Consider the following 2,837-nt stretch of genomic DNA (forward strand, 5'->3'; position numbering starts at 1 on the left):
GCACTTCAGGAGAAAACTTGTTCGTCGTCTTGCTTGTCATAGACCCTACTTCTCACGAGTTGGGGTCTCCGGCAAACTCGGTGCGGTTCAAACTCGTTACGCTGCTGTACGAAATAGTCCGCTCCGGTTGTCGGTAAAAAGAATTTTTAGTAGATCGTTGGGCGATTGCGACGATCGCAAGTTAAGATTAAATCCTGCCCCCGCAACCATTTACTACTCCATGCTATCCTACAATAGCCTGAAACTACGATCCAGCACGCTAAACAGCTACGATCGTCGGCGCTAAATCCCCGTCATAAAACACAAAATCTAAAATCAGCAGGTGCAAAGCGGGCAGACCGCCGGCGCGGCCATGCCACGTGTTCGAGGTACATACAACGTCGCCGTATGCCAATCCCGCTTCTCGATATGAGCACGCAAGCCCGAAGTGGACCGAGTCCACGTATTCCATATTGACTGGCGACGATGTTCTGCCGTGAAAGTTGCCGAATGCATGCCCGCGCCAAACTCAGACGTCATATCCAAAGAATTGTCTTGCTTACCGGGGGGGGGCTACTCACATCCTCAAGCCAGTGCTTGAGCCTTTCTGCTCATGCCGACCTGTCCGGTTGAAACGGGGTGCAGTTCAACCGCACATTGTTAATGACGTCCAAACTCAGTGACGTTATTCACGTTCACCTGCAAAATAACTTGTCGATATTCCTCATCTTAATAAAAGCAAATATAAAATTATTTCAGAAAAATAATATGGATATTTTTAGATGAAGCTGATATTATGAAGCAATCAAATTATGGATCATTTACGTGGTGATTGAATGTTTGATGATTTGGATTTCTCGGATTCCAAGTGTGGGAGCGTCATATCTGTAGCATCTGAGGATGCTCGGCGTTGTTTTCGTGCGCAGAGTATCCATGCTTCGAACGCTGTTTTGTATAGTGAATACCTCGCTCATCCAGTTGATGCAGATGGCAGGCGATATGAGGTGGGAGAATTCATGCCTACGCTGGCGATGAAGTGTCCCCGTCATATGGTCCGCTTTGTCGCGTCCTTCGTTCCAATTATCATTGTCGAAGGCGTAGATACTACATTGGATCTGTTGCATGCCAGGTGCACTAAAGTAGCTCATGTTCAGGATAGATATATTTGCCATTGACTTAAAGTGACGTGATATTTTTATGTAATCGATGTATGTCTCCGACATTTATTTGGAGGAGGTGAGTGGTATTTTGCGACTATAGAATAAATTTATTCCAATAATTTAGAAATATTTACTATACAAGCACAATAAATTAGGTTTATGGTGTCTCATCTGTATAAATTGAGCAATAGTTGATGTTGTTTTGACTTTTGCTTTTGCTGTTAACGAGCGCCTGTGATTTATGCAGATTTTTAAAGCCAAATCCAAGGTTTGGCGTTGACATTTTGGGGGTGTGAGTATGGTTAAGATTGTAGAAATCAAGCATACTAAGGGCGGTCAGCCGAAGTCCTATGATGTGGCGTCCTCTAACGTAACAATTCAGATTAATAATGATGCGGAAGTTCGTCTGCCAGCAGGCAAGGGCGAGATCGCATCAATGGAACGCAAGGGGCACGATCTCATCGTGCACTATGCAGACGGTACGACCGTTCGCCTCAAGGATTATTTTGATTGCCCTGATCCAGATGGATTGCCGGAATTGATAGTACATGATCCGGCCAATGGTCAGGATTCTGCTGTTCACTTCAAGGAAAACCAGGACGATGTCTGCGCGGCGCCGTTTGCGACGGAAGCGCTCGCCTATACGCTGGGACCGGTTGGCAGTGGAGGTTTTAGCGCCGGGGCGATCGCCGCGATCGGTGCCTTGGCTGTTGGCGGTATCGCTATCGCAGCCGCTGGCGGTGGGGGGGACGATGATGATGGCCCTACGTCGCCTCCCGAGGATACGACTCCGCCCGCCAAACCGATGATTACCGGAATTTCTGACAATGTTGATCCGGTTCGGGTTGACTCGCTCCCTTCGGGCGCGTCGACCAATGACAATACGCCAACTCTTTCGGGCACGGCGGAACCCAACTCAACGGTCACCATTTTCGACGGTTCCACCGAGCTCGGTACGGCGACGACCGATTCCAATGGTGACTGGACTTTCACGCCCTCCGCGCCGCTTGACGACGGTCCTCACGACTTTACCGTTGTTGCGACAGACCCTGCTGGCAATTCGAGTGAGGCTTCAGATGGGTCGAGCCTGATTGTAGATACTCTTCCTCCGGTCGTCACGATCGATAGTGTTACTGACGACCAGAATAATCCGCTTTCGCCGGGCGGTTCGACCCATGACACCACGCCGACCCTTTCCGGCACGGCGGAACCCAATTCAACAGTCACCATTTTCGACGGTTCCACCGAGCTCGGTACGGCGACGACCGATTCCAATGGTGACTGGACTTTCACGCCTTCCACGCCGCTAGACGACGGTCCTCACGATTTCGTCGCGACCCAAACCGACGCGGCAGGCAATGTCGGCACATCAACGGAATTTCCCCTCTCCGTTTCTAACGATGCCCCTGTGGCGGTTGACGATACGGCGACGACGGCGGAAGACACGCTGCTGAGCAATATCGACGTGCTTGGCAATGACAGCGATGCGGACGGCGACCCGCTGACGGTGACGGATGCGACGTCTGCCAATGGCGGCACGGTGACGGTGAACCCGGACGGGACGCTGAACTACACGCCGCCGCTGGACTTCACGGGCGACGATGTGGTGACCTATACGGTTGATGACGGCAATGGCGGCACGACGACGGGCACGATCACGGTAACGGTGACGCCGGTCAACGACGCGCCGGTTGCAAC

The 2,837-nt window shown here is 51.3% G+C and carries 1 protein-coding gene; it reads left to right on the forward strand.

Annotated features, from left to right (window positions below):
* Positions 1-1,437: 1,437 nt before the first annotated feature.
* On the forward strand, positions 1,438-2,837 hold a 1,400-nt coding region (locus FHS76_RS22365), incomplete at its 3' end, for an Ig-like domain-containing protein (RefSeq protein WP_183658519.1).

The sequence above is a fragment of the Brucella daejeonensis genome, from assembly GCF_014199265.1.
GTDB lineage: Bacteria > Pseudomonadota > Alphaproteobacteria > Rhizobiales > Rhizobiaceae > Brucella > Brucella daejeonensis.